The organism is Ruegeria sp. K11, assembly GCF_056531905.1.
Map to the genome: position 1 here is coordinate 121908 of NZ_JBQFMP010000010.1, position 20060 is coordinate 141967.

The 20060-nt window shown below is 53.9% G+C and carries 29 protein-coding genes and 1 tRNA gene; 22 read left to right on the forward strand and 8 right to left on the reverse strand.

Going from position 1 to position 20060, the window contains the following annotated elements; all coding sequences use genetic code 11:
• The first annotated feature begins 9 nt into the window (after positions 1–9).
• Positions 10–276, forward strand: coding sequence for a hypothetical protein (locus ACR0K4_RS16750; RefSeq protein ID WP_480854885.1), 267 nt, complete (start codon positions 10–12; stop codon positions 274–276).
• A gap of 177 nt (positions 277–453) precedes the next feature.
• On the opposite strand, the gene ACR0K4_RS16755 is transcribed toward ACR0K4_RS16750, so the two are convergent.
• The gene (locus tag ACR0K4_RS16755) at positions 454–903 is read right to left on the reverse strand and encodes a DUF6404 family protein (RefSeq protein ID WP_480854886.1); all 450 of its coding nucleotides are present in this window, start codon (positions 901–903) and stop codon (positions 454–456) included.
• Between the two features lie 561 nt (positions 904–1464).
• On the opposite strand from ACR0K4_RS16755, the gene ACR0K4_RS16760 reads away from it, so the two are divergent.
• Both ACR0K4_RS16760 and ACR0K4_RS16765 read left to right on the forward strand, forming a co-directional pair.
• Positions 1465–1845 carry a hypothetical protein gene (locus tag ACR0K4_RS16760; protein WP_480854887.1) on the forward strand — a complete coding sequence of 127 codons (381 nt, stop codon included), beginning with the start codon at positions 1465–1467 and terminating at the stop codon, positions 1843–1845.
• Complete coding sequence (locus ACR0K4_RS16765) at positions 1826–2494, forward strand: P-loop NTPase family protein (protein ID WP_480854888.1); 669 nt, start codon at positions 1826–1828, stop codon at positions 2492–2494. The genes ACR0K4_RS16760 and ACR0K4_RS16765 overlap by 20 nt, the downstream gene beginning before the upstream one ends.
• Positions 2495–2809: 315 nt before the next feature.
• Here the strand turns inward: ACR0K4_RS16765 and ACR0K4_RS16770 are convergent, their stop codons facing one another.
• Positions 2810–3043, reverse strand: a complete 234-nt coding sequence (locus tag ACR0K4_RS16770) for a helix-turn-helix domain-containing protein (RefSeq protein ID WP_480854889.1) — start codon at positions 3041–3043, stop codon at positions 2810–2812.
• Positions 3044–3340: 297 nt separating this feature from the next.
• Here ACR0K4_RS16770 and ACR0K4_RS16775 point away from each other — a divergent pair, with 297 nt between their 5' ends.
• Together ACR0K4_RS16775 and ACR0K4_RS16780 are read left to right on the forward strand one after the other, a co-directional pair.
• Complete coding sequence (locus tag ACR0K4_RS16775; RefSeq protein WP_480854890.1) at positions 3341–3781, forward strand: hypothetical protein; 441 nt, start codon at positions 3341–3343, stop codon at positions 3779–3781.
• A gap of 444 nt (positions 3782–4225) precedes the next feature.
• Positions 4226–4801, forward strand: a complete 576-nt coding sequence (locus ACR0K4_RS16780) for a Panacea domain-containing protein (RefSeq protein WP_480854891.1) — start codon at positions 4226–4228, stop codon at positions 4799–4801.
• A gap of 624 nt (positions 4802–5425) precedes the next feature.
• Here the strand turns inward: ACR0K4_RS16780 and ACR0K4_RS16785 are convergent.
• From ACR0K4_RS16785 to ACR0K4_RS16795, 3 genes are all read right to left on the reverse strand, one after another.
• Positions 5426–5662 (reverse strand): DNA-binding protein, encoded by a 237-nt coding sequence (locus tag ACR0K4_RS16785; protein WP_480854892.1) that lies wholly within the window; start codon positions 5660–5662, stop codon positions 5426–5428.
• Positions 5663–5686: 24 nt separating this feature from the next.
• A complete protein-coding gene (locus ACR0K4_RS16790) occupies positions 5687–6073 on the reverse strand; it encodes a VOC family protein (protein WP_480854893.1) in 387 nt (128 codons plus the stop codon).
• Between the two features lie 74 nt (positions 6074–6147).
• Positions 6148–6435 (reverse strand): helix-turn-helix domain-containing protein, encoded by a 288-nt coding sequence (locus tag ACR0K4_RS16795; protein WP_480854894.1) that lies wholly within the window; start codon positions 6433–6435, stop codon positions 6148–6150.
• A 108-nt stretch (positions 6436–6543) separates the two neighbouring features.
• Here ACR0K4_RS16795 and ACR0K4_RS16800 point away from each other — a divergent pair, with 108 nt between their 5' ends.
• The 6 genes from ACR0K4_RS16800 (at position 6544) to ACR0K4_RS16825 (ending at position 10566) form a co-directional block, all read left to right on the forward strand.
• The gene (locus ACR0K4_RS16800) at positions 6544–7110 is read left to right on the forward strand and encodes a hypothetical protein (RefSeq protein WP_480854895.1); all 567 of its coding nucleotides are present in this window, start codon (positions 6544–6546) and stop codon (positions 7108–7110) included.
• Between the two features lie 11 nt (positions 7111–7121).
• Positions 7122–7313 (forward strand): hypothetical protein, encoded by a 192-nt coding sequence (locus tag ACR0K4_RS16805; protein ID WP_480854896.1) that lies wholly within the window; start codon positions 7122–7124, stop codon positions 7311–7313.
• A gap of 11 nt (positions 7314–7324) precedes the next feature.
• Complete coding sequence (locus tag ACR0K4_RS16810) at positions 7325–7516, forward strand: hypothetical protein (RefSeq protein ID WP_480854897.1); 192 nt, start codon at positions 7325–7327, stop codon at positions 7514–7516.
• Between the two features lie 11 nt (positions 7517–7527).
• Complete coding sequence (locus ACR0K4_RS16815; protein WP_480854898.1) at positions 7528–8163, forward strand: hypothetical protein; 636 nt, start codon at positions 7528–7530, stop codon at positions 8161–8163.
• Positions 8164–8174: 11 nt separating this feature from the next.
• Complete coding sequence (locus ACR0K4_RS16820) at positions 8175–8540, forward strand: hypothetical protein (protein ID WP_480854899.1); 366 nt, start codon at positions 8175–8177, stop codon at positions 8538–8540.
• A 304-nt stretch (positions 8541–8844) separates the two neighbouring features.
• Positions 8845–10566 carry a hypothetical protein gene (locus ACR0K4_RS16825; protein ID WP_480854900.1) on the forward strand — a complete coding sequence of 574 codons (1722 nt, stop codon included), beginning with the start codon at positions 8845–8847 and terminating at the stop codon, positions 10564–10566.
• A gap of 207 nt (positions 10567–10773) precedes the next feature.
• Here the strand turns inward: ACR0K4_RS16825 and ACR0K4_RS16830 are convergent, their stop codons facing one another.
• Positions 10774–11460 carry a 2'-5' RNA ligase family protein gene (locus ACR0K4_RS16830; RefSeq protein ID WP_480854901.1) on the reverse strand — a complete coding sequence of 229 codons (687 nt, stop codon included), beginning with the start codon at positions 11458–11460 and terminating at the stop codon, positions 10774–10776.
• A 156-nt stretch (positions 11461–11616) separates the two neighbouring features.
• On the opposite strand from ACR0K4_RS16830, the gene ACR0K4_RS16835 reads away from it, so the two are divergent.
• Positions 11617–12291, forward strand: a complete 675-nt coding sequence (locus ACR0K4_RS16835; protein ID WP_480854902.1) for a hypothetical protein — start codon at positions 11617–11619, stop codon at positions 12289–12291.
• Between the two features lie 143 nt (positions 12292–12434).
• On the opposite strand, the gene ACR0K4_RS16840 is transcribed toward ACR0K4_RS16835, so the two are convergent.
• Both ACR0K4_RS16840 and ACR0K4_RS16845 read right to left on the reverse strand, forming a co-directional pair.
• Positions 12435–12698, reverse strand: coding sequence for a hypothetical protein (locus ACR0K4_RS16840; protein ID WP_480854903.1), 264 nt, complete (start codon positions 12696–12698; stop codon positions 12435–12437).
• 457 nt (positions 12699–13155) lie between these two features.
• Positions 13156–13230, reverse strand: a tRNA-Thr gene (locus tag ACR0K4_RS16845).
• A gap of 83 nt (positions 13231–13313) precedes the next feature.
• Here ACR0K4_RS16845 and ACR0K4_RS16850 point away from each other — a divergent pair.
• The 10 genes from ACR0K4_RS16850 to ACR0K4_RS16895 all read left to right on the forward strand — a co-directional run bounded on the left by ACR0K4_RS16850 (position 13314) and on the right by ACR0K4_RS16895 (position 20029).
• Positions 13314–13469 carry a hypothetical protein gene (locus tag ACR0K4_RS16850; RefSeq protein WP_480854904.1) on the forward strand — a complete coding sequence of 52 codons (156 nt, stop codon included), beginning with the start codon at positions 13314–13316 and terminating at the stop codon, positions 13467–13469.
• A gap of 6 nt (positions 13470–13475) precedes the next feature.
• Positions 13476–14744: a UDP-N-acetylglucosamine 1-carboxyvinyltransferase gene (gene murA / locus ACR0K4_RS16855; protein WP_480854905.1), complete on the forward strand. Its 1269-nt coding sequence runs from the start codon at positions 13476–13478 to the stop codon at positions 14742–14744.
• Positions 14741–15217, forward strand: coding sequence for a DUF2948 family protein (locus tag ACR0K4_RS16860; RefSeq protein ID WP_480521239.1), 477 nt, complete (start codon positions 14741–14743; stop codon positions 15215–15217). Before murA ends, ACR0K4_RS16860 begins: the two co-directional genes overlap by 4 nt.
• 43 nt (positions 15218–15260) lie before the next feature.
• On the forward strand, positions 15261–15734 hold the full coding sequence (locus tag ACR0K4_RS16865; RefSeq protein WP_480854906.1) for a GNAT family N-acetyltransferase: 474 nt from the start codon (positions 15261–15263) through the stop codon (positions 15732–15734).
• Between the two features lie 52 nt (positions 15735–15786).
• Positions 15787–17088 (forward strand): histidinol dehydrogenase, encoded by a 1302-nt coding sequence (gene hisD / locus ACR0K4_RS16870; protein ID WP_480854907.1) that lies wholly within the window; start codon positions 15787–15789, stop codon positions 17086–17088.
• Positions 17089–17221: 133 nt separating this feature from the next.
• Positions 17222–18019: a glycosyltransferase family 32 protein gene (locus ACR0K4_RS16875; protein ID WP_480854908.1), complete on the forward strand. Its 798-nt coding sequence runs from the start codon at positions 17222–17224 to the stop codon at positions 18017–18019.
• A gap of 87 nt (positions 18020–18106) precedes the next feature.
• Positions 18107–18586, forward strand: coding sequence for a UPF0262 family protein (locus tag ACR0K4_RS16880; protein WP_480521247.1), 480 nt, complete (start codon positions 18107–18109; stop codon positions 18584–18586).
• A gap of 3 nt (positions 18587–18589) precedes the next feature.
• Positions 18590–19042, forward strand: coding sequence for an arsenate-mycothiol transferase ArsC (locus ACR0K4_RS16885; RefSeq protein WP_480521249.1), 453 nt, complete (start codon positions 18590–18592; stop codon positions 19040–19042).
• 2 nt (positions 19043–19044) lie between these two features.
• A complete protein-coding gene (locus ACR0K4_RS16890; protein WP_480854910.1) occupies positions 19045–19443 on the forward strand; it encodes a ketosteroid isomerase-related protein in 399 nt (132 codons plus the stop codon).
• The gene (locus ACR0K4_RS16895) at positions 19436–20029 is read left to right on the forward strand and encodes a GNAT family N-acetyltransferase (RefSeq protein ID WP_480854911.1); all 594 of its coding nucleotides are present in this window, start codon (positions 19436–19438) and stop codon (positions 20027–20029) included. Before ACR0K4_RS16890 ends, ACR0K4_RS16895 begins: the two co-directional genes overlap by 8 nt.
• Positions 20030–20060 lie beyond the last annotated feature (31 nt).

A 20060-nucleotide genomic window follows, 5' to 3' on the forward strand; every position in this document is an offset into this window, starting at 1 on the left:
ACAGACAACATGAGCGTGAAAAGCAGGATATCCAAACTGGAGGCTAGGAAAGGCGTCACGAAGAAAACGGCGATAGTCCATTTGCCGGTTGAATTGAAAGACGAAGACGAAATCCGCGAAGTAGTTAACCGACTTACAGCCGACTTAGCTGAGCCCTTTGATGAGTGGATAATTCATGACAACGACGCAACAGAGCCGACGATTGGCGTTGTGGACCTGGATGAGTTGTTGGCTGACATAGCCGCCAACGGCAAACGAATTGGAGTGGACGCATGAGCATCAAAAGAAACTGACGAAGCGAAAGCGGACAAATCAGTTATTAAAACTACATTACAAGACGTTGAGCGAATAGTCTTGATTCTGGCTGCCGCCTTTGCGCTTTGGCCCCTCTGGGAAAGTGGCTATAATCCTTTCGCCGAACTTCATGGCCACCCAACTGGCTAACTCCCGAACCTAGATATCCCGCCACTTGGGCAAGTTACCAATTCTTGCGCGTACTTTTGTGTATACCGGAAATAGGATCGCGAAGAATGCAGTCATGGCGTACACACCGCCCCAACCAGCGCTATGAAGCCCGGCAATCGGCCCGCGTCGCATAGACGAACCAAATTCGCTGTAGAGAATGCCGCCGAATATCAAGAAGATGACACCTCCGCCGAGAATCGACAACGAAAGAGCGCTCCAATAGGGCATTGGCTTTGGCGTGAAACCGAGTTTGAACAAAAACTGAAGAACCGCCGGGTAGGCTTCTGCTCTGGATATGCCAGCACGGTCAGTCGCGTCCAACGCTCGTTTCAGTTTCTCTCTTTTGCAGGTTGAGGGTTCTGGCGCAGGCCGCTGCGGTGGGGTTGCGCTTTTATTCTCAATGCGTTTGAGCCGTTCTTGGAAGTCCAAATTTGGCATTCAAATGGTTCCTTCGCGAAAGCTAGGTTTCTAGTTCAATTGTTCTCTGCTTACGGAGATTTAGTCGCGTATAGGACACAGTTGGAGTCGGGATTAAGTTCATTGCAGTGTGCGAGTGCGGCACTTTTTGCGGCCTCAAGAGATGCCTGCCCCCCTATTCTTCCGCCGCCACCTCCCGTTTCGGTGACGTAGAGTGCGCCGTAAGGGTCAACTTGGTTGACGAAATCACGGTATGCACGCGGCATTGGTCCATTGAGTTCAATCTCACTAAATCGCTGTACTTTTACACTTTCGGTGACTTGCGCGCCCTCGCAACCAGACAATGCAATGGTCATTAAGCAACATAAGCCAACAGTGACAGTCTTCATAGTTTTGGTCCCGTATCAAAAAACACCTCCCAGGTAACACGGAACACCCCCGATTAAATCAGATGATTTTTGCAAGTTGCCGGGTGGTGCGTTTTAGCCTCAAATCCGGCAAGTGTTCCCCTCCTGTTCTTGCGTGCTATGGGGTAATATGATACCTTGTTGATGGGCGAGAATAGGACCGCAGGCGAACCAAGTGAGCGTAGAAATCCGGGAAATGATGGCCGCGATACGAAAGGCCGAACAGGAAATTCAAGAGGTCTATCGTTGGTTGAACGGCGACCGGAAGTCCTTGCAGCGCATCTTCCGAAAAACCGTCTTGGCCATCGTATTTGACCAGCCTTCCGAACCTCTTTCGGTCACCGGCAATGGCATGCCGAAGTTGGTCGATTATCAGGCTTTTCATCATTGGTCTCACTCTGCGTGTCCGCCGTCCGACGATGACCAAAATTTGGTTAATGGACCGTTAACTCGATACATCCAAATTGATGGGTCCTGTATAGGGCCGACTGGTCCGCATGGCGAAACACCGCCGTTTCCCGAAACACGTGCCAGACTTGTACAACGATTGGCTTAGCAGGCTTCAACAACATCTTCTGGACGGAAAATGGTTTACCAGAAATCGCAAACAGATAGGTGCCTCTATTGCGCCCGCTGCGGTCATTCATCACCATAGCATTATGCAGCGCGTGATGATTATTGGACAACCTGGGGCGGGGAAATCGACCCTTGCAAGGTATTTAGGGGCTCTGACCCACTTGCCGGTTGTCCACATCGACCACATCCATTGGAAATCTGGCTGGATAGAAAGAGACCGGGCGGAAAAGTCGGCAATGACGCTGGAAGTCATAAAAGACAGGCAGTGGATATTTGAAGGAGGTCACAGTGTTACATGGCCTGAGCGTTTGGATCGCGCGGACACCCTAATCTGGCTTGATATTTCCCTGAGCTTGCGGGCGTGGCGCGTTTTGCGGCGCACTTTACTAAACTATGGTCGAACCCGCCCGGATCTTCCCGATGGATGCCCGGAACAGTTCAGCCTGGAGTTCTGGTCTTGGATCTGGCGAACGCGCCACACGGGACGCCAGAGGATGCAGGAACTCTATGAAAGTGCACCAGTTGAAAAGGCCACTTATCACCTCACTTCTACACGAGAGGTCAATGCATTCCTGTCAAACCTCAGCGAAGCGTTGGCGATTGGCAATTTGGGTATTCCACATCGCTGAGGGTGCTTTGCCAAAAATCCAATTCTACAACAGTTACCGAAAGTAGATGACTTGTTCCGTTTTTTTTTTTGAAGTCCAATATCCGGTGAAATGCTTAGCTAACGGTTAGTATATGGAACCCAGGTGCTCCTGTTGGTAGGGCGTCACATCTGACGGACTCAGGGCACGCTGTCGATTGCATGGAGTCTTTCAACCGACGCAAAGACTGTGGAAGGCCTTAAGCATATCTAGGAAGGGTGCAAATTTGCACCCTTCTGCATCGACCGCAACGGACATGCTGAATGTGTCGTAGCGCTGCAAGTTTGAGTGGTTGCTCTAGCTGGGGTTCCGAACCAATAGCCGTCCACCCACGCGCTTTGACTGTATTCGCCCTGTTCGAACCCATCGGCTGACAGTGCCCTCAGACCTGCTGACCAGCTCGGCGCATTCTTGAACAGTTATCCAGTCATGCCGGACGGGGTTCAGTAGCTGCTGAATAACTCTCTCAATGCGGTTCAGTTGGCGCTCAAAGTTCTCGAACCGCGCGGCGTCGATTGCGATATATACCACATCACGTTCCTGCAAGCTGTCACCCTCCCAGATGATCCCATGTAGCAGAAGTAACAGATGTAGCAGGGGTGAGGCTCAAATCTGTTTTTTAAGTGCATAGAGCTTACGGTTTTCGGGTCGCTGAAGTTGGGTCACTCGAATATCTTAGGTTGATGCGCGTCACAATACCGCTCACTCTGGCACCTATAATTTGAGTCTTGAGCTCGACTCGTTGACGTAATCAGAGATTGAAGTGTTTTGGCTCGGGCGTTTGCGGCAGACAAGACGGGCACTGGGCAGCTTGGAGAGCTCCTGTTGATGGGCAAGAAGATTAAATTTGTGCGATGCTTGATGCCAGTATTCTTAGCTTTTTGGGCTGCAGGAATTAGCTCATCCATCTTGGCCGGTCGTTGCAGAAATGCGGATATTGATATTTACAGTAGGATGACCGCGTGCAATTGGGCATCTAAGATGACGCTCTCGAAATATGTCGAAGCAGACCACAGTGAGTATGCCGCGATAGAACTGGAACGAGTAATAGTTCTCGCCGAAGCCGGGCACTTAGAATCAAGCGCGTCAGCAATGCACGACCTACTTGTTTGGGCATCTATTGACTGGGCTCGTCAAGGAAACATCAGAAACACAAGAGATGATAGGGTCGCTGCAGCAATATTTTCGCGGGTCCAAAAGCTGGATCGAAACTCAGGCGGCTTTCTCATTTTTGCACAGGCACTAGGCTTTCAAGAGGATCCGATTTAGGTAACGTCTTGCCGTCCTAGCTTGGACTTACAAACACCTCAGTAGGTGATCCAAGGCTTCATTTCTGCGCACTACGCGCGCGTATGTCTCTTAGTCGGTTGCCGGGTGCTATCGAGGCCAAATCGGCAATTATTTCCGATTTGTACCCATAGGTGCCCGTGATATTCGTGATCCCGCCAAGTCGCCCCGCCTGTCCGAACTGTCGCCGTAGGGTGTGCGTTCTGACGGATCGCCAGATAGGAAGGTGGGGCGCAATCCAATCCAGTGAAAAGAGATTTGGAAGCAACATGTTACTGATGGGCCAACTGTTCCCACCAGTCTTGCAGATGGCGTGGTGCTGGGCCACAGCAAGACATGGAGAGTTAGCCACACAGTTCGTCACATATTCTTACGCCACCTTGCTCAGTCTATGCATTTCGCTTACTTTTGTTGGGGAGGAATTTAATGGCTTACAATCCGCGCAAAGCATCACAGATAGTAGCTTTTTTCGCACTCAAGACGGGCAACAATGTCATCAATGTCTTGAAGGCAGTAAAGCTGGTTTATCTTGCAGACCGCGAGAACATTGCGCGTCATGGCTGTCCAATTCTGGACGAACGTCGGGTAAGCATGAAGAACGGACCCGTAAACTCAACAACATACGACTACATCAAGGGCGAAATTCATCCCGACTACGATGCTGGATGGTCAGAGTTTGTTTCAGACAGAGCAAATCACGACGTCGGGCTTAATAAAGCCGGATTGACCACAGATGATTTAGACGAGCTCAGTGACGCAGAATTGGACACACTTGATGCTGTGTGGGAACGGTTCGGTGACTTCGACCAGTGGCAGTTGGAAAAATTTACGCATATGCATGGTAATATTCCTGAGTGGGAAGACCCCAAAGTAACGGGCATCAACTCCAAAACTATCACCCTTGAGTCCATGTTAACGGCATTAGGGGTTCCTTCACATTCCGAGCACGCATCTGAGTTGGAAAGCGTAAGTAATGCAACTGCGTTCTTGAAGGGCCTCTAATTTGGTTTGCAGGGCAGGAACGCTGCTGGTGCCATCAGGTACGTTCCACAACCCCAACCAGCGCCATCTTCACATCGTTTGCACTGACCCTGACGACCTTGGACGAGTAGTTTTGGTATCGGTTACGACTTGGACAAACGACCTGTGTGACGGAACGTGCATTCTTCTAGCGCATGAACATCCTTGGCTTTGGAAGCCCAAGTCTTGGGTTTGCTACCGTAAAGCTGACTTCCATAGCGTGGAGACGCTGCAGCGTGGCCTAGAGCAAGGCAAGATAGAAACACATGAACCTTGCAACGGCCAAGTATTCTTAAGGGTCGTCAAAGGGCTTTGCACCTCTCCCCACACACCGCGAAAGATAAAGCGATACGTAGGATGTTAGCCCTCATGTAGCAGGGAGTCAGGGCTGACATCCGTTTTTTGCGCCGGGGAATCCGCATCAAAGGAAAAGGGCGCACCCACCACAAGCGCGCCCCATTCTCAGGGAGGATATTGTAATTCTCGCGCTCTCAAATACACCAGCGCCCACTCATTAACTGTACCTAATATGGCTGGATTCGGTGGGGCGTTCAGTAATCCGGGTTACACAGGTTAGTTTTTGTGATTTCCGAAGCCGGCATTCAATTACCACTGGTTTAATTGCGGTCCGCCCCAAACCTTGTCGGCATCACTGGTATCATCATCCTCATCCACATACGGCAATCTGTCTGCATAGTCATCCAGGTCGCGAATGTCATAGAGCCTGTTTGCTCCACACACTTTCACTGGGATGCCTAAAGTTCGAAGTTTCGACGCAGAAACGCCGAGGTAATGCGCGGCAGCTTTCGCCTGCATAAGGCGAGGTGGAAAGAAGAATGCCATTCCGGTCGTCCTTGCCGCGTTCAGTTAAGATGCGCCACCGTTTTCAAGCACGAAATCAACATGAATGTGGTTGCCGTCGATGTCTCGAAAATTGACCTGCACAATGGGTGTCCCCGGCACGGGATCAATCGTGTGGGCAACACCCGAATCTTCCAGTTTCTTAACAAAAGCGTCGAAGTCCTCAGCCTGAAAGGCAAAGTGTTCCAGCGAAGGGTTGCCGCCAATGGCAGGTCGCTCCTGCACTTCGACCAAATGCACCACTGCAGTGTCATTCAAATAGAGCCAAGCGCCCGGGAAACCGAAATCTGGTCGCTTGCCCGGATGCAAACCTAGAACTTCACCGTACCAGTTAACCATTTCCTCCAGGTTGGTGGTGCGAATGTTCACGTGGTCAAAAGCCAATAATGCCATGATGGGTTCCTAGAAGTTTGCTGTGTCAAAACAAGCCGTGACTATCGTGCCCCGCTTGAGGTGGCGGGATATCTTCACTGGTTACCCGCGCCCGGAAAGAAGGCGGCTAGTGGTTGAGGCTCTTGTTTGAGCCGTGCGCCGGGTTCGCCGCCATTCATGAATTCAATTCCGGCCTGACTGAGCGCGTTAAACAGCGCAGCCTTAGTTGAAAGGTCAGCTTTTACCATTGCTTCCGGCTTCGATTCCAACCTCTTGACCGTTGATCCTCCGACGCCTGATTTCTCGGCCAAATCTCCCTGTGACCACCCCAATAGCATCCGGGCCGCTTTTGTGTGTTGGGGTGTAATATCTGCAAAATGCATAATACTTTATTTATCTCCATGATACTTTTAGTATTGCAATGAGGTAAGCCTTACTGTATACCATAAGTATCACCTACGATACTTTTAGACAAGGTAAGGGTTTCCGCCATGTATGACCGCCAGAACATCATGAACCGCGCTTGGGCCATCGTGGCGGGACGCAAGTTTCATCGCATCATCTGGCGCAATGCACTGTGGCAGGCATGGGACGAGGCAAAGGAAGCTGTACGCCGTGCGAACATGTCTGAGGCGGATCACATTCGTGAAGCCATGAACATGCTGCAAAACAAGGACACATGGACCGAGGCCGATTACCGCAAGCATGACGAACTGGTTCTGGCCCTGCGTGTTGCGCGGGACCACGAAGCCAAGGCAGACGACTATGCCGAAAAGCGCGACCTGATTGCCAGCGCTAAGGGTCGGTTCGTGTCTGTCACCTTCACCAAGCAAGACGGGACAGAGCGCACCATGCGCGTTCAGCCCGCCACGCTGCGCCACAACGTCAAAGGCGATGCGGCGTCAGAAGCAGCCCGCAAGGCCATTGAGACCCGCGCACGTCGCCACCCGCACCTGTTGCCGGTCTGGGATGCAGAAGCCAAAGCCCCGCGTTCCGTCAATCTCGCAACCGTGTCCCGGATCGCCGCTGACGGCCACATTCACCACTTCACGCAATAGGAGGGCCGCATATGGCGTCTCAAACCCAAATGACCAAAGGCCAGATGGAAACCGAATCCCTGATTATCGAAAGCCTCCTGGATTCCATCAACGCGATGTTCGCCGCATCCGACTGCACCGAAGACCAAATCGTGCTGGTTGAAATGGCCTCAGCCCGCGCCAAGCGCCTGAACCAGGCCCTTTGCCAGTTCTCACCAAAATGAGGGGTAAGCATATGCCAAAGACCCGCTACGAAATCGAAACAGATGCGGTAACGCTGAAAGGTCTGACCAATGCCCTTGAGGGCCTGTCATGGGAAGGCCCTGACCCTGAAACATGGGGTTCCGTTGCCGCCCTGATCCGCACCATCAACAAGCAGGCAGGCGAGCTATCCGATGCCCTTGCCCGTCAGCCTGAACATTCCTGAAAGGAACGAGTATGATTGACCGTCGTACCCTTATGCAGACCGTACCCGCCGCAATGGTCGCGCCCGCCGCCCTCGCAGACAAGCATGAACCACTGGACTACAACGCCGCCACTGCGCGCATGAACTTCTTTGCAAGCGTCATTGGCAGGGATGCGCCGTCGCGGCTACTGAGCGATGGCGGAGCGCCTTCACCCGAGTTGCTGACCTTCTGCCGCGAAACCGGCATGTCGCTTGATTGGGTATTTCTGGGTGACCTGACACCGATGGTTCTGGCGTCCTATCGCGACAATCAGAACGACACAAAAGCCGAAACACCCATTCAAAGCCTGTACCCTGAATGGGAAGAACTCGGGAACCGCTACGGCAACGCAATTGATGAGAACAACGCTTATGCTGAGCGCTTGAGCACCGAAGGCAACCCGGAGGCACACCGTTTGTCAAGCGACCACTATGAAAGGTGTGTCGAGCCTCTGTGCGATGAATTCCAGGCCCTCGAAGACAAGATGATGGAAATCCCGGCTCAAGACCTCAAGGACATGGCAATCAAGGCCCGGATATCGGCCCGCGTTGACGGGCTGGTGGACAACTGGGCCAACCAAATCATCCGGGCAGATGCGGATCGCCTGCTAGGGTGCGTGAACGTTTAGGAGGAAAACCTATGGATATGCCCACTAATCTAACGGATATGAAGTCACTGCACGGCGAGTTAAAGCAGGCCTCCACAGAGTTATGGGAACTACGCAAGCTCGGCAAAATGACCAACGCAGGCCATGAGACAATGCACGGACTGCTGTTTGACGAGCGGCAAAAGCTCTACAACGCCGCCAGCCGCAAGGTTGCCACCACAGCCGAAGAATTGGCTGCACAACTGGATATCTTCATTCTTGAGGCCGACAATGATCCTGTCCGTATCGACATCGATGACGGCTATCATGGCCAGATGATGCGTTCTATTCGCGCCGGTGTTTCGAGCCTGCCAGCAAATCGGGATGCCCCAGCGCCCGAAGTTGTCGGCGTCGGTTGAGCCAGCCCACAACCAAAACCCGCAGGAAGCCGCCCCTTGAACCGGGCGGTTTTTCTTTGAGCAAGGTCCGCTCTGAGCCCAAAGTGGCAGATACTGCAACGCAAATGAATGACCGCTCTTTAAGATGGTCGTTTGTCCTCTTTTGTTGAAGTAACTGCGAATTCCGTAACTCTGGGCTCGTCCCGCTGGCAACGGATGGTGCCGTTTTGTTCTTGCGAATCAAGAAAGTTGAACCGAATCGACGAGCTCACTACCTTCTTGCTTATTGATGTTTTGAGTCCTCGTTTTCTAAGGTTCGATTGACATGATTGGATTTACTGTCCGAGTGTTGCTATTTGCTGTGGCGTCCCTAGCCTTTTTTTCTTCGCAAGTGTCGGCTGAACAGGCTGACCAGTCTGCTGGAAATTTTGAGTTTTCGGGAAAGGTGTCCCAACATGGATACCAAGACTATTCAGTTAGGATATGGAATGATGGTGAAGTCATGCATATCGACTATCCTGATTTGAATTGCGGTGGCACGGTCCTTCTTCACCAACAGACTGAGAGCGCGATTGAACTCAACGAAACTCTTGATCGTGGCACAGGCGCATGCGGGTATGGTGGTTTCATTAAGCTAACGCTGTCCGAAGGCAATCAGTGGGTGTATCAGTGGTCCAGTCGCAGAGGCGCTGACCCGATTGTTGAGGGGCCCGTGACATTGTCCCTCAATGCAGCGACATCAAAGCCCAGTCTGCAGGCGGAGGTAGAAGCCGGTCAGACACCGGATGAAACGACGACACCGCCCAAAGTAGAGACACACTCCGACACCGTGCCGAAGGCGGAACCTGAAATGCTTGGTTCTCATGATTTTCAAATCTCTGGGCGTATCGGTCGAGGGGGGTCGCCAGATCACTTGGTCGTTATAACAGTTGTTCAAAATGAAGCGTTCGTAGAGTATCCAGATATTGGCTGCGTGAGCACTCTAATTATTCCTGATAATGTCGAGAACGTTTTGCCTTACCTAATGGAATGGGGTGGTGTCGGATTCACAGAACTCGCCACCGACCCAGTGTGCCCGACCGGCGGCGCTATGAGCATTACAAACTGGGACAGCGAAAAAACTAAATGGTCTATTGAACGTTCAATAGGCACCTCAGGGCACGGGATGATGATGAGCAGCGAGCCTACCAAACTAGTAACTGAGAATGTTACCAAGCCTGAGAGCCTAGAAGTGGTCGAAGCACTGCCGCCGGGCACAGTCGCAGCAGATTTGAATTTGGGTCTTTTTCTTGGGAAAGGTCCAGACAAACAGGGCATCGGCCCCACCTCAAGCGTCATAGCTGTAGAGCCTAATAGCCCAGCGGCGCAAGCCGGCGTCGTGAAAGGCGATTTATTATTAATCGTTGATGATGGAGCTGGAGCGCCTGCCTCGCACATAAATATGATGAACAGCGCTATCGAACGAGCCGGGCGTGTTGAAGTTCATGTGCAAAAAAAATCAGGTGACCGCGTCGTACTAACAATACATGCCTTGTCAACGGCAGCTTCAGACGCCGAACTTGCCGTCGGCAACAAGATGGCAAGACACATTTTCGCGGGCGAGTTTGAAGATGCATATGGCTTTGACAGATTTGACCAGCGTGTCAGAATGGCAATTGAGATGCGCGCCTTGGTCCTGCTCTACGCACACGAACGAGTATATGTCGAAGAGTGCGCGGGAAGTATCTCTGAACCAACATCTGCTTTCGAAGCTCGCTTTGATTTAGTCACAACCAAAAACGGCGTCGAAGTGGACCGATTTTTTGGCAAATCCGAAACAGTGCGTTACCGGACACGTTTCAGAGGCCCAGTCTTGGAAGCGTATGACAACCTTACGACCCCGGTCATAATGATTTCTTATATGGGCCCAGATTATATTGGCGCCGCTAGTGCGTTGGAAGTAGACGCCAGGCAGATCGTGACGGCCACCGGATGTGAAACTGCAGTGTCAGAGCAGTTCTCCAACAATCTCGCGGCATTTGTCGAACAGGGCACCTCTCTCCCATAGCAGTCCAACAACAGAACTGTTCAAACGCGTTTTCACGATTTCGCTCGGGTAGCTCTGGCACAATGCTGCGCGCTGTGACGTATCTGGTAGCTGCCATAGACGCTTTACGCGGCGAATGCCGGGAATGTCCGCTAGGCCGACCTTGATGCCGTCCGAACCGACCTGATGACCTACTGAAACCGTCAGATGACCGGTCTGAGCCCATACCTACCGACAAAACGGGACCGTCTTGAGCGTCGCTAGCGCGCCATTAGAGAATCGCACTATCTCTAAAGCGCGCAGTTTTCCGCAAACTGGAAACTCACAAGCATCTGAAATGTCTACTCGCTCAATCTCCGTACGCTTGTCATAAGTCGCTATTGTCATATGCGGTCGAAACGGATGTGTAGAGCTTAGTTCCAAACGGTGTTCCCCGTCATAGAGTTGATTGTGTAGAGCATTCACCGTGCAACTTCCGTCTCCGCAGAGCAGGAAGATTTTGTATTTTTGTTCAAAGGGATCAAACTCGATTGTGTGGTCGCAGAACGCGACAGGGAACTCGTGGGTTTGGGTGGAAACCACCTCTGCCAACTCAGTGATAATCTGTAAATGCTCGTCCTTCGCTCCAAAGACCAAGGTAATGTGTGGTGGAACAAGTTCGGCTCTTTCAGGCTCATGTTTCGCCCGGAAGTCGCGGATTTGGCCAGCGCAAGACGGTTCGAACTCTGGGTAAGTTAAGACGTATATCATTGTGGGATAGTGAAGCGTTGGTTCCAAAAACTCAACGGAAGCAAAGTCCGCTTTGCTTATTTTGAAGGCGTTCCAGAGAACTACGAGCCCGAGGGAAGCCGTACGACAACTGCTTTCGAGCCCAACCCGTGAGCTCAATTTTTTAGGTGCGCACGTTCGTTGCATAGACTTTGCCACATGCGCAAAATCGACAACACGGCAGTACTACTTAATGGGGTTCGTTTGGCGCTTCGTTCAAAAAGCGTTAAATTGATCGCCACCAACACTGTATTTTTAAAGCAGTTTGTCGATTTTTGAAGCCAATTTTGATTGGAGAAATTCGTGACCACAGCACCCGATGAAACCAACCCACCCGACATCTCGAAGTCAACGCCACCAAAGCAGAAGAAAGTTTGGCAAAGGGTCTCAAGCGTCTTTGATGTGAATGTCCATGCATCGGCGGAAACCGTTATGAGCCCCGGCCACTTGTACTTTGCCGTTATTGTCGGGTGGTTCGTTGAATTTGGATACACCGCGTCGTCTCAAGAAACTTGGCCAGCGGCTCTTAGCGCATTTTTTGTTGTTTGGTTTGCCTCCGCTTGCGGCTTCTTTTCGGGTGCAGCTTTGGGGTTCTTGTTTGGTTTGCCAAAAGCTATGCGTGAAAGAGAGCAGCAGGCATCGCAAGACTCCGGCGACACTGAAAGCCAATTCAGCCGCCGCCTGTATGACAATACCAACCTTGAAGAAATTTCCGATTGGCTCACAAAAATCATCGTCGGTCTGGGCATCGCGCAGTTTAGTGAAATCATTGCCTTTATCAGTGGTGTTGGAGATGTAGTGGCTGTCGGCATGGGGGGGGATGAAGGCACTCTAGCTGGCAACAAAGTCCTCGCTGTTTCGGCGATTATCTATGGAACGATTTGCGGACTTATCTTCTATTATTACTGGTCGCGCGTTGGCCTGTTCAAAATTCTTCAGGCTCGAGACCGAATAGATACAGAAGAAGCTGAAACTTAGAGCCGAGGCGTTCTGAGGTTCTTGGATTAAAAGAAAACACAGCCGGTCCATAAATGGGTCGGCTGTTTCACTGAAAGCAGTGATGCCCGGGTCGAAGTTAGCAGAGGTAAACATCACTGTTTTCAATCCGGGGACGAAAGGATCTAACCGTTGCAAGCGCAGCCGACGCCCTTGTGGCAGTTGTAGTTCCGATTAATACAGCTGTCGCCACAAGCCTTTCCCTTGCGGCAGATTTTGCAGCAGGCGACATTGTAGATTTGCGATTTATCCTTACCCATCAGTTTCCGAAATGAGCCGGTTTCGATGATTGCCATTGAAGTTGGTGCTGGGGTTTGTTCCATCTGTGCCCAAGCGGTTCCAAGCGAAAGAACCAACGCAATCACACTAGCTGAAATGAGCGTTTTCACAATCGGTCTCCGTTAACAATGTGTTAACCTTTGCACGCCGACGCAGAACTTGGAAAAGGCATTTTCAAGGTATCTTTTTGACACTTTTAAATCCGCACCGTGGTGCGGATATCATCATTCGGACTTTCTGCCGGTTTTTGCCGGTGGTCGGTAGAGGGATAGACGCAACCCGGGGGATGCACAATTCGTTCAGCCGATTTCTAACGGTGGGGTTGGGGCGCTTTCCTCAATGCGCAAAATGGGTGATTCCTCGGTAAGCACGGCGAATCTGAATAACCGACTTCTATACCGGGCCGTTCTCAAGCTGCGTAAAACTGCGCCGGGCAGGGAGTAGGCCAAAGTCATCCGATTACGAAATAGAGGTCCTAGCGGCGTAGTTTCGGGGGGATCAAAACGGGGATGGAAAATAAGTGAGAAGCTCTAACTATCGGTTTTATATTAATTTTTTGTGAAGTCATGGTGCTGCTGGAGAGAATTGAACTCTCGACCTCTCCCTTACCAAGGGAGTGCTCTACCTCTGAGCTACAGCAGCGCTGTGGGCGGGTGATTAGACTCAAACGAAACGCGGCGCAAGGGTGTCTGGACGGTTTTTTGTGTCTCCTGTAGAGAAAGGCAATGGCAGAGAAAAATTCACCTAAAAAACACGGCAAATCCGGGGAAACGCGCGAAGACCGCTTGAAAGCAGCGCTGAAAGCGAACCTGGGGCGGCGCAAGGCGCAGGCCAAGGCGCGGGCGGGTTCGGATGACAAGGCCGGCAAGGACGAGGGATAAGAGCAGATGGATTCGATTCTGGTGACGGGCAACGGCCCGCTGAACGGGCAGATTCCGATCGCGGGGGCCAAGAATGCGTGCCTGACGCTGATGCCCGCGACGCTTCTCAGCGAAGAACCGCTGACGCTGACCAATGCGCCGCGTCTGAGCGACATCAAGACCATGACAGCGCTGCTGCAATCGCTGGGGGCCGAGGTCTCGGCGTTGCAGGACGGGCAGGTGATCGCCATGTCCAGCCATGATCTGACCAGCCATGTCGCCGACTATGATATCGTGCGCAAGATGCGCGCCTCGAACCTCGTGCTTGGCCCGTTGTTGGCGCGGTTCGGGCAGGCGGTGGTGTCGCTGCCCGGTGGCTGCGCGATTGGCGCGCGTCCGATGGACCTGCATGTCGAAGGGCTGGAGGCGCTGGGCGCCGAGATCGAGTTGAAAGATGGGTATCTGCACGCGAAAGCCCCCGGGGGGCTGAAAGGCGCGGTGCATGAGATGCGCTTTGCCTCGGTGGGGGCGACCGAGAATATCGTTATGGCTGCCACGCTGGCCAAGGGCACGACCGTCTTAAAGAATGCGGCGCGCGAGCCCGAGATTGTCGATCTGGTCGAGTGTCTGCGCAAGATGGGCGCGCAGATTTCGGGCGAAGGGAGTTCGACCATTGAAATTCAGGGCGTCGACCGGCTGCATGGCGCGACCCATCAGGTCGTAACCGACCGGATCGAACTGGGCACCTATATGTTGGCCCCTGCGATTTGCGGCGGCGAGGTCGAGCTGCTGGGTGGCCGGATGCGTCTGGTCGAAAGCTTCGCGGCCAAGTTGGATGCAGCGGGGATCAATGTCACCGAAACCGAGAAGGGCCTGAAAGTGGCGCGCAAGAATGGGCGGGTGGCTTCGGTTGATGTCGTGACCGAACCCTTCCCCGGTTTCCCGACCGATCTGCAGGCGCAGATGATGGCGCTGATGTGCACTGCCGAAGGTGTGTCCGTTCTTGAAGAGCGTATTTTCGAGAATCGCTTTATGCATGCGCCTGAACTGGTCCGAATGGGCGCTGAGATCGAGGTGCATGGCGGCACCGCTACCGTGACGGGTGTGGATCGCCTGAAGGGCGCGCCGGTGATGGCGACGGACCTGCGGGCCTCGGTTTCGCTGATCCTTGCCGGATTGGCGGCGGAAGGGGAAACAACGGTCAGCCGGGTCTATCATTTGGACCGCGGATATGAGCAAGTAGTGCGCAAGCTGGAAGGTGTGGGCGCAAAAATTGAACGGATCAAAGGTCAATGACTGACGCAAGTTTTCACGAAGGGCGCGAGGCCCCGTTGAATCTGGGGGCCGAGGATGTCGATGATTTGCAGGTGATCTCGACCCTGACGCAAGACGCGGTGTTTCCGATCACCGAGATGACGTGGCGGCCATCGCAACGCCGGTTTGGCTTGTTGCTTAACCGGTTCCGTTGGGAAGATCAGAACGCCGCCACCCGTCGTGATCGACCGTTTGAACGGGTGCAATCGGTTCTGGTGTTTGACTCGGTTCTATCCGTGTCCAGTCAGGGCATCGACCGAAGTGACAAGGACATGGTGATGTCGCTGCTGTCGGTAGACTTTGAAGCGGTGGAAGATGGCGCGGGACGGATCACGCTGACATTGGCCGGAGACGGCGCGATCCGCCTGTCGGTCGAAGCGTTGGACGTGACGCTCAAGGATGTGACCCGACCCTATCAGGCGCCCTCGGGCCAGGCCCCGCACCATCCGGAATAAACGCGGCATAGCCCAAGCGTTCTCCGGGCCTTCAAAGGGCTTGGTGCTGCGCCGTGCAACGGTTTTTGACGTTTTTCAGATCAGTCGGATGCTGATCCGTTCGATTACCTATCTGTGCGCTGCGGATCACCATAAGGACAGCGTGCTGCTGGCGTTGTGGACAGCCGACAAAGACCCGCAGGCCATCCGAAACTGGATACAATCCGGGGCCGAGTTGTGGCTGGCTGAGGTCGAAGGGCATGTCGCCGGTGTCGGCGGACTACGCCACCGGACCGAGATTTCGTTGTTGTATGTTGATCCGGCATATGCGCGGCGCGGTGTCGGACTGGCGTTGTTGATCCGGCTTGAGGACGAGCTGTCCCGTCAAGGCTGTACGCTGGCGCATCTGGATGCCACGGCCACCGCCCGTGAGTTTTATCGCCGGTTTGGCTGGCAAGAATGGGATGATCCGGGTGACTGGCACGGTATGCCGCAATATCCGATGCGCAAATTGCTGCACCGGGCGGACAAGGGTTGAGGCCACCCGATCCCGGCGATATGTCCCGATGAACTGCCTCGGAGTGCCCAATATGCCTGTTTTCCTGGATACGACCTCATCCGATTTTGAAACTGCCTTTCAGGCTTTGTTGTCCGCCAAGCGTGAAGACAGTCCAGACGTTGATGCGGTCGTCGCTGAGATCATTCAGGATGTACGCGCCCGTGGAGACGCGGCGGTGATCGAACTGACTGCGAAATTCGACCGGCTTGAGCTGACGCCAGACACGCTTGCATTCTCGGCCGGGGAAATCGATGCGGCGGTTGCAGCAGTGTCGGCGCAAGACCGCGCCGCGCTGGAACTGGCGGCGGACCGCATCCGGGCTTATCACGAAAAGCAACTGCCTGCAGATCAGCAATGGACGGATGAGACCGGGGCGACGCTTGGGTGGCGCTGGTCAGCCGTGTCGGCGGCGGGGTTGTATGTGCCGGGGGGCTTGGCGTCTTATCCCTCGTCGGTGTTGATGAATGCCATTCCGGCCAAAGTGGCGGGGGTCGAGCGACTGGCCATAGCAGTGCCAACGCCGGACGGACAGGTCAATCCGCTGGTCTTGTTGGCGGCGAGGCTTTCAGGGGTGGATACGATCTACCGTATCGGCGGGGCGCAGGCGATTGCCGCGTTGGCATATGGCACTGCTTCTATCGCGCCCGTGGACATGATCACCGGCCCGGGCAACGCCTTTGTGGCCGCCGCCAAACGCCGCGTCTTCGGCAAGGTGGGCATCGACATGATCGCAGGGCCGTCCGAGATTCTGGTGATCGCCGACAAGGACAACGATCCCGACTGGATCGCGCTGGACCTGCTGAGCCAGGCTGAACATGACGAAAGCGCGCAATCGATCCTGATCACCGATGATGCCGCGTTTGGTCAGGCCGTCGCTCAGGCCGTCGATAACCGGCTTGAGACCCTGCAACGCCGCGCGATTGCCGGGGCCAGCTGGCGTGATTTCGGCGCGGTGATCACGGTGCAAGATCTGAACGAGGCGGCTGTACTGTCCAACCGGATTGCGCCTGAACATCTGGAACTTTGCGTGACTGATCCGGTCGCGCTCAGCCAGAAGACCATTCATGCGGGGGCGATCTTCTTGGGACAACACACACCCGAGGCGATCGGTGACTATGTTGGCGGCCCCAACCATGTGCTGCCCACTGCGCGTTCTGCGCGCTTTTCGTCAGGCCTGAGCGTGCTGGATTTCTTAAAGCGCACCACACTTAGTCAAATGACTCCGGCGGCCTTAAGGGCCATCGGTCCAGCCGCAGCGCAGCTGGCCGCTTCCGAAAGCCTAGAAGCGCATGGGCTTTCGGTCACAGCGCGGCTGGATCGCCTGAATACTTAGAAACGCCGGTTTTTTCATACACCGTGTCAAAATCCAGACAGTGAATCGGGGCTCTGAATTGATCGCGGCTTTCCGGTTTGAATTCAGAAATATTCTGAAATAGCTGTGTTTCAGGACGTGGATGGAGAGAGATTTGGAACGGGTTGCTACGCTTTGGATTGGAAGCCGCCTTTCTTACCTTGAGCGTCTTTGCCTGAAGTCCTTTGCGGATTTGGATCAACGGCCGATTTTGTACCACTATGGTGACGTGCAGGATATCCCCGACTTTGTGGAAGTACGGGACGCCCGCGAAATTTTCGACACCGCGGAAATCTACAGAGATCCGATCAAGCGATCTGCTGCCGTTCACTCGGATCTGTTTCGGTTAAAGCTGCTCGAATTGACGGATTACATCTGGGTGGACGCAGATGCCTACGCGGTCAAACCCTTTGAAACCCGCGAGGGGTATCTGTTCCCTCATGCCCACAAGAGACAAAGGCGGATCAACAGTGGTGTTCTGGCCCTGCCCAGTGACAGCCCCGCCCTGAAAGGCATGCTCGACTTTGCCTTTCATAGTGATCTTGTCCCACCGTGGTGGCCCAAGGAGAAAAAAGAGAACTATCTGGCTCTTTTTGGCAGCTCAACATACTGGAGCTTGCCACTTTTTACATTTGGTCCGCCGATGCTTTTTCACTTTCTTAATGGTTCACCGGAACGCTCGATGCATGTCCACCGCCAGCAGCTTTATTCGATCCCGCTGAGGTTCAGGAACCTCTGGAATGATCCCGATATCTCAAAGCTGGATCACCTGGAATGGCAGGATAAAATGTCCATTCATTTCTTTGGGTCCTGGTTTCGACAGGTTCTTGCAGGGAAAAAGATCAACCCCGGTTCGTTGGTCGATGTTCTCTTGAAGAAACACGCGGTCGACCCGATTGCGCATCCGCTTTGACATTGGTGTTTGCAAATTCGCGTAACCTGCGTTGCTCCCGGTGCAGGCTCGCGCTAAACCGTGTCGGACCCGACAGGACAGCATGACATGACCCGCATATCGCATATCGAACTGGACGACAGAAACCTGCCGCCGCCAACCCCAGAGATCGAGCAGGAGCGTAAAGTCGCAATCTATGATCTGCTCGAGGATAACTCGTTCGAACTGCCCCAGCGCGATGATCGCGTTGTGCCGGATGGTCCCTACCATGTGCAGCTTTCAATTCGCGACAAGCGTCTGGTGTTCGATGTCGCTACTGAAGCCGCAGAAAAGGCAGCCGAGTTTCACCTGTCGCTCGGGCCCTTCCGTCAGGTGGTCAAGGACTATTTCCAAATCTGTGAAAGCTATTTCGATGCGGTGAAATCTCTGCCGCCCAGTCAAATCGAAACCATCGACATGGCCCGGCGTGGCATCCACAACGAAGGCAGCCGGGTTTTGCAGGAAAGGCTGGAAGGGAAAGCCGAGGTTGATACTGACACCGCCCGTCGCCTGTTCACGCTGATCTGCGTCCTGCATTTCGGGGGGTGACGGGTGAGCCCTCTGCCACAGTCTATTCTGTTCTGTTGCGACCACAATTCGGTGCGCTCGCCCATGGCTGAAGGCATTATGAAGAAATTCTACGGCACCGGCACCTATGTGCAATCCGCAGGTGTCCATAATGATCTTGAGATTGACGGCTTCTGCATCGCGGTCTGTCACGAGGTGGGGGTCGAGCTGTCTCGCCACAGGTCGCGGTCTTTCGATGAAATGCAGGAATGGGGCGACGACCTCAGTTCGTTTGATCTGATTGTCGCCCTGTCCCCCGCAAGCCAGCGTCGGGCGCTGGAACTGACGCGGATTTTCCACCTCGATGTCGATTATTGGCCAATAATGGACCCTACCGGGTTGGGCGAAACCCGCGAAGACAAGTTAACGCACTACCGACAGACCCGCGATCAGATCATCAAGCATCTGAAAGATCGCTGGGGTGAACCCACGGAGTGATCATGAACCAGACCGTCGAAACCTATTTCAAAGCCTTCAATGCCGGAGATGTGGATGGCATGCTGGCCTGCCTGTCCGAAGATGTGGCCCATCACGTAAACGAAGGTCAGATCCGCGTCGGCAAAGAGAAGTTCGCCGCCTTCTGTGCCCATATGAACCGCTGCTATCGCGAAAACCTGACCGAAATCGTGATCTTCGAGGCTGAAAACGGCACCCGGGCGGCTGCCGAGTTCATCGTCAACGGCACCTATCTGGAAACGGACGAAGGATTGCCCGACGCGCATGGCCAGACCTACCGGCTGCCTGCCGGATCGTTCTTTGACCTCCGTGACGGTCAGATCACCCGCGTAACGACCTATTACAATCTCGCCGACTGGACCAAACAGGTGTCCGGTGGCTGAGATCACTGCAGTTCGCCCCCTGACCGGCGATGCGCTTGAGGCCGCATTGGTCGATGTTGCGCGTCTGCGGATCGAAGTGTTTCGTGCGTGGCCCTATCTCTATGACGGAGATCTGGAATACGAGCGCAAATACCTGCAATCCTACCGCGACAGCGAAAGGGCCATTGTCGTCGGCGCGTTTGATGGGGATCGTCTGGTCGGTGCGTCAACCGGCGCGCCGCTGGAGGATCATGCCGATGATTTTGCCGCTGCGTTCGATGGCGCCGGCCTGAACCTGTCCGACATCTTCTATTGCGCGGAATCGGTTTTGCTGCCCGGCTATCGCGGACAGGGCGTGGGTCACAAGTTCTTTGACCTGCGCGAGACCCATGCCCGCATGTTGGGTTTGTCCAAATGCGCTTTCTGCAGTGTTCAGCGCCCTGATGATCACCCGATGCGCCCCACGAACTACCGTCCGCTCAATGCGTTCTGGAAAGCGCGGGGGTATGCGCCTTTGTCCGGTGTCGTGGCGCAGTTTTCATGGAAAGATATCGGCGAAGAGACCGAGACGCAGAAGCCATTGCAGTTCTGGATCAGGGACCTTTGACACTGCAGGGCAGATTGTTAGATCGAAATGT